This window comes from Agrobacterium sp. SUL3 (assembly GCF_001263295.1).
GTDB lineage: Bacteria > Pseudomonadota > Alphaproteobacteria > Rhizobiales > Rhizobiaceae > Agrobacterium > Agrobacterium tomkonis.
In genome coordinates, this window is the sequence record NZ_KQ414549.1 from 1 (window position 1) to 5421 (window position 5421).

Annotated in this window: 6 protein-coding genes and 1 pseudogene; 2 read left to right on the top strand and 5 right to left on the bottom strand. The window is 57.9% G+C overall.

Features of this window, described 5'->3' with window-relative positions:
• From AKG12_RS30555 to AKG12_RS28745, 5 genes and pseudogenes are all read right to left on the bottom strand, one after another.
• A pseudogene (locus AKG12_RS30555) lies at positions 1-75 on the bottom strand (IS6 family transposase); the annotation flags it as partial.
• Positions 72-953 (bottom strand): alpha/beta fold hydrolase, encoded by an 882-nt coding sequence (locus tag AKG12_RS28730; protein ID WP_197082564.1) that lies wholly within the window; start codon positions 951-953, stop codon positions 72-74. The gene AKG12_RS28730 and the pseudogene AKG12_RS30555, both read right to left, overlap by 4 nt.
• Positions 950-2350: a Dyp-type peroxidase gene (locus AKG12_RS28735; RefSeq protein ID WP_037094933.1), complete on the bottom strand. Its 1401-nt coding sequence runs from the start codon at positions 2348-2350 to the stop codon at positions 950-952. The genes AKG12_RS28730 and AKG12_RS28735 overlap by 4 nt, the downstream gene beginning before the upstream one ends.
• 2 nt (positions 2351-2352) lie before the next feature.
• Positions 2353-2964, bottom strand: a complete 612-nt coding sequence (locus tag AKG12_RS28740; RefSeq protein WP_046797775.1) for a hypothetical protein — start codon at positions 2962-2964, stop codon at positions 2353-2355.
• Between the two features lie 51 nt (positions 2965-3015).
• On the bottom strand, positions 3016-4101 hold the full coding sequence (locus AKG12_RS28745; protein WP_052821441.1) for a catalase family protein: 1086 nt from the start codon (positions 4099-4101) through the stop codon (positions 3016-3018).
• 126 nt (positions 4102-4227) lie between these two features.
• Between AKG12_RS28745 and AKG12_RS28750 the strand changes: the two genes are divergently transcribed.
• Both AKG12_RS28750 and AKG12_RS28755 read left to right on the top strand, forming a co-directional pair.
• Positions 4228-4866, top strand: coding sequence for a TetR/AcrR family transcriptional regulator (locus AKG12_RS28750; protein WP_046797773.1), 639 nt, complete (start codon positions 4228-4230; stop codon positions 4864-4866).
• Between the two features lie 54 nt (positions 4867-4920).
• Positions 4921-5337 carry a hypothetical protein gene (locus AKG12_RS28755; protein ID WP_046797772.1) on the top strand — a complete coding sequence of 139 codons (417 nt, stop codon included), beginning with the start codon at positions 4921-4923 and terminating at the stop codon, positions 5335-5337.
• Positions 5338-5421: the final 84 nt, after the last annotated feature.

Below are 5421 nucleotides of genomic sequence, written 5' to 3' on the forward strand. Positions count from 1 at the left end.
ATAGAGCCACACCGCGTGGGCAATGATTTCAGCGGGAAAGCGGTGGCGACGGTAGAGCGGATCACGGTCTGTCATGCCTCTTCATCGCCTATCAAGCCCCAAGTTCCGTTAACTTTACGATGCCCTGGAGACTCTTCCAGCAGCCAGTGAGAGCCTCCTTGCAGTTCGACGAAGCGATAGGAAGCGTTGACATGCGCGCTTGTCGCTTCCGCCGCGGCCCGGCCAAGCGCCTGATCGTTGCTTCCCCAGATAAATACGGTGGGCACGTTAATCCTGCCGATGCGGATGTGAAGATCGAGTGCCCGGTACCAGCTCAGTCCAGCCGTCAGCACGCCGGGCTGTGACAAGCGGGATACGTAATCATCGAGACGCGGTTTCGGCAGCTTGTCCTTGAATACTCGCTTCAGCGCGCTGGCGCCGCGTCGCAAGAGCAGCCATTCCGCGACATGGAAGGGAAGCCGAAAAACAGTGATATAGCGTGAGCGCCGCTTTTGATCCCTGTCGGTCCGGCGGGCCTCCAGCAGTGCATCGACATGCGGTGTCGAAACGATCGATAGCGACTGAAGCCGATCCGGATATCTGGCTGCAAGGCTCCAGGCGACGATACCGCCCCAGTCATGACCGGCCAGATGAAACCGCTCCAGACCAAGAGCGATTGCGATTGCGAGCACGTCGGCGACAAGGTCATCCACCGCGTAATCGCGTACTGTTTCGGGCCGCGCACCTGCCGAATAGCCGCGTTGATCGATGGCGATCGCGCGATAGCCGGCTTTTGCCAGCGCCACTGCCACTTCCGCCCAGCTGTCGGCGAATTGCGGGAAGCCATGAAGGAGAAGGACAGTTTCCCCTTCTTTCGGCCCGCACGCCAGGCCCGAGAACACCATTCCGCGAGCAGCCAGGGTGAATTCCTCGATATCCATCCAGGGTGCGGCCTGATTGCCGATATCCGTCATTGCGCAGAGGCATCTGCCGGCTGCCTTTTCCATCCGGCATCAGCGATCCACTTGAGCGCTGAAAGACTTGGCATGAACAGATATTCGCCGCCCTTCATGACGTTGAAGGTCTGAACGCCGTCGACCCGCTTACGAACCGGAGTCTGCGGAATGGTGAACTGGCCATCTTCTTCGTGCAATCCCACGATCGGATCTCGCTCTTCCCCGAGATCGACAAAGTTACCCCGGTTGATCCATTCCTGCTGCATGAACTCGATCGTGTCATAGGCCCGCGCGCTGATGAAGATGAAGAAAATTCCCCGGTCAGCCTTGCCGTCATCTTGCGGCGTGACATCCTCTGAATAGACCGGACCAAACGTCGATGATCTGCGAATGATGCGATGGATGTTGACGTCGGTCAGCAGGGTCAGTTCGGAGTCGCGCGGATTGAGCCGGCGCATGTGACAGCCAAGGGGTACGACGCGTCCCTTCGGATCATCCTTGAAATTGAAGTCATTGTTGCGTTGTGGATCATTGCCGAGATGCGGATCGTCGTGATCCGGCGACAGAATGAGCGGGGCGCCAGATCGCCAGCGACCGAACATTTTGGCAGCAAGGAGCTCGCGTTTCTCTTCAGTCTCACCATGGGCCTTGAGGAACGCATTAAAGCATCCGACGCGGCTCTGGAACTTGCGCAGGACAACGAAGGTGCCGTTCCTGCCGAGCACCGCAGGCTGCGGCATGGCCAGTTCCTGGCCGTTTTCGCTTTCATAACCAAGAATGAACTCCCCAGCTTTGATCGGCCGCTCCTCGCCGGGAAGCGGATCAATCCCGCTGCCTTCGACGGCCGGCTGCGAGATCGAATCCCGAAACCCGAACGGATTTTTAGCACCATCAGGTGCCCCGAAGCGATGCTCACCGAGGAGCGTGACGCCGCTGCTTCTGTCGAGTTCTGCCCGCGCCGTCGCCAGCGCCTTGTCGAGTGCCGCGTCGTCGACGGCATATATAGTCAACGCCAGATGACAGTTTCCGGGTTTGAACACGTCCTCCCACTGCTCAGGCGCATTTGGACCGAAGTCGCGAAGCTGTTCACGCCTGGCCGCCATACCCTGCTGAAACGGCAAGGGAAAGGTGTTGAGTTGAGCGTCCGGAACGCCGAGTGCCTTCAGACCTTCAAAGCTCAGTGCCGCGCCGATCCAGAAATCGAGATTGTCGGTCCAGTTGTCTGCCGAGGCAATGTGAGGCGCAAGGCGACCAAGAAGATCCCTTGCACCCTCGGGCTCATCGAAGTGGAGCATGGCGTGGATGCCGACATAAGGCTCGGGGCGGCTTCTGAGGATCAGTGCCTGGATGTCATCCAGCTCGAGAGAGACGCTGTCGCGTCGAAACCGTTGCCTGATCGATTGGAGAAGGTTCATACTCAGCCCACCTTGTCTAGGAATTCATTGACGGCATGCTCCATTCGTTGCAGCCGCCGCACATCGACCACGGTGACCTGCGGATTGGCAACGAACCATCCGGCCGCGGTAATCTGATGTTCGGCGATAAAGTCCTTGACCTTGGGGCTTGCGATGCCAGGCCAGCCCTCGACGGAGGCGAAGAGCAGATCCATCAGATCCGGGATTTTGGTGGCGAAGTCGTTGATATAGGTATCCCAGTCGCCATCATAGGCGGTGGCGAAGAGGATGCGCGTGTCATTGTCAAAGAAGACGAAACGCATGTTGTGCAGCGTGCCAACCTTCTGAGCGCCGTCGAAATTGCCATTCACCAGATTGAAAATGCGCCGAAGCCGGTCGGCGCCACCGGGCTTAAGATCGGCGATGGCCGTCAGCTCGGAGACATTGCCGGATTGGGCTCCGACCCGACCGGCGGAGCCTGCGGTACCCTTGAGATCGGGATTGTGCTTTGTGACCATCTGCTCAAGCGCAAGCTTGGCGAGTTGCGGGGCGTCCCCGACCACCTCCTCGATCCTGCGCCGAATGGCTTGCAAACGCGTCTCGTCGATCTGTGGGGTGTCGTCTGTGTCGGCCATGCTGGCCTCCTTTCCATGACATTCATGAATTGTCTGGCGATGAGGAATTATTCAATCCGGAATTTCGTCGATCGATGTCGGCTCTAAACGGGGCTGCGCGTTCAGCGCGTGACGGCGTGCCGCCGACCGCTTGTATGCGGCAATGCGGATACGCATGATCGATCCAAGCGGTTGATGATCCTTGATCCCGTGCCAGGGATTGAAGGATAAGACATCGTCACCATAGACCCGGCGGGCAGGGGAGTACGCCTCCTGAGCGGGAATGCGGAGCGTTGCAATGGGCTGTTGCGGAGACAATTCCTCGCGCCACAGCACGGCGGCATCTTCGACGGGCATATGGTCTAAACTGCGACAGAGCTGGGCGCGCAGTTCGTATTCCGCGGCCTGTTGTCTGAAGTGATCGACGACGAGATCGCGCATCGTACCGTCCTCGATATCACCGACGTCCTGACCGGTCAGATTGCGAACGTTTTCCGACAAAGGCGCGGCGCTGATCTTGGCGATGTAATCGCCAAACCGGATCGCGGCCATCGAATGATAGGTCTCGCCAAGCAAGTGGGCATTATCGCGCGCCAACCCCTTCAAGGTCGCACCTGGCTCGATGCCGACCGCTTCCACGGCCGTCTCCACGCCTCGCGCGACACCAGCCATGGCCCGCTGGAGGAACGCCGGGTTCTCCGCGTTCTTCTCCAGGAGACCGACAAGCTGGCGGTACTTCTTGATCGTGCCAAAGCTCAAAACCGGGATGTTGACGAGCAGAAAGTCCTGGTTGTGCCCGGCATCGTCGGCCAGCAACCGATCGCCATCGACGCCGATGACTTTGATCGCCATGCCACGTGGTGCCGGGATGGTGTCGGAGTGAATGTCGCCAGGTGCGGAGGACAGGCGAATGATCACGGAGTAAGTGGCCGGTCGCGCAAACAATCCCTGGCACAGATGGTCAGGAAGTTCCGGCACAACCAATTCACCCTTGAGAAAACCATGACTTTTGGCATGCGCGTCGCGGACGGCATGGCGGTGGCGCTCGAATGCCTTGCGGTTCGATTCAGCCATTATGTCGAGGATTTCAGCAGTGAGGGCATCCTCATCATCTGCTCGAATTTCGACATCTGCATGATAGGGAACGTACTCGCTCAAATGATCGCCTCAAATCTATCTTGAAACCATATCGACTTTGCTCGGGTTGAGATATCGCTTGATATCTGAAATAAGAATGCCTTACCTTCAGAAATGTTCCAGCACGGCTTGCTTTGTGGAGACAAAATGCCGACGAGCAGAAAAGAAACCCAGCGTCAGACACGCGAGAAGCTCTTGGAAGCCGCCCATGCATCGATTGTGCAGGAAGGCGTCGCGTCGTTCTCGATCCGTAGCATCTGCGCGGCCGCCGGGCGCACGCAAGGTGCTTTCTATTCGAATTTTTCGAGCAAGGACGATCTCCTCGTCGATCTGATGGAGATTCATATCCTTGAGGAAGTTTCGCTTTTGCGACGGATTGTGCACGAGGCAGCCAGCGACACCATTGAAGAAACGCTACGCGTTCTGGCCGAGCGACTTGCGTATATCGCCGCCGAGCCCGAATGGTCGCTTCTGTCGATCGAATTGCAGCTCCATGCCCGCCGGGACGAGGCGTTTGCCAAACGCCATAATGCCACGAAGGCGACCTGCTATCGGGTGATTTGCGAACTCATCGAGGATCTCGTTGAGAACTATGATCTACTTCCAACTTTGCCTCCCTTGCAAATCGGCATCGGCCTTTATGCTCTCTGGTCGGGTATGGCCATGCAGGGCGACGTGGCCCAGGCCATGCCACGAGAACAGATGCTGCTGGCCTTCTTCCGGGCGATGACAGGCCTGCATACGATGCAGCACGGATCAGACCACATCGCTGAAGCAGAAAAGTGAGCGCCAGGAACGGTGCCCGGTACATTACACGGATTTAATCCAATGGAGAGTTCGATGGCGAGCGTTGGTGCGCGTGCGTTCAGTTTTTCCAGAACACGTTGGGGTGCTTCCTCCCACCGCTACGTTCGGGACAAAAGACCGAGGGCGCTGGTCGTCGAACGTCAATCCGAATATGCAATCGACTACGATCTGATGTTCAATAAATTCGGCTTTCGGTCACTCTTCACCACGATCCCGGGGGAGGCGGGCAGGGCAGTGTCAGAGGATGAGGATATAGCCGTTGCGCTGATCGACGCCGACACTGTCGACCTTCGTCGTTGCCTCACCGTTCTCCAACGCATGCGCCCGCTGAAACTGATTGTCGTCGCCGGACCCGACGCCGAAATCGACGAAGAATATCCGTGCGACGTGCGGTTGGTTCGAAAGCCCTTGGTAATCCGGGAGCTCGAAAAAGAGGTGGCATATTTATAGTTCAAAGGGCGTTGTCACGTTGTTCGACTGAGGCCGGACGAAGCGCTTTCAGTTAAACTCAGGCAGTTGCGCCGGTCGAGGCCT

What these genes read in the sequence shown, in the direction of transcription:
- AKG12_RS28755 (WP_046797772.1), top strand. Translation starts at nt 4,921, where the DNA reads ATGGCGAGCGTTGGTGCGCGTGCGTTCAGTTTTTCCAGAACACGTTGG.
- AKG12_RS28730 (WP_197082564.1), bottom strand. Translation starts at nt 953, where the DNA reads ATGACGGATATCGGCAATCAGGCCGCACCCTGGATGGATATCGAGGAA.
- AKG12_RS28735 (WP_037094933.1), bottom strand. Translation starts at nt 2,350, where the DNA reads ATGAACCTTCTCCAATCGATCAGGCAACGGTTTCGACGCGACAGCGTC.
- AKG12_RS28740 (WP_046797775.1), bottom strand. Translation starts at nt 2,964, where the DNA reads ATGGCCGACACAGACGACACCCCACAGATCGACGAGACGCGTTTGCAA.
- AKG12_RS28750 (WP_046797773.1), top strand. Translation starts at nt 4,228, where the DNA reads ATGCCGACGAGCAGAAAAGAAACCCAGCGTCAGACACGCGAGAAGCTC.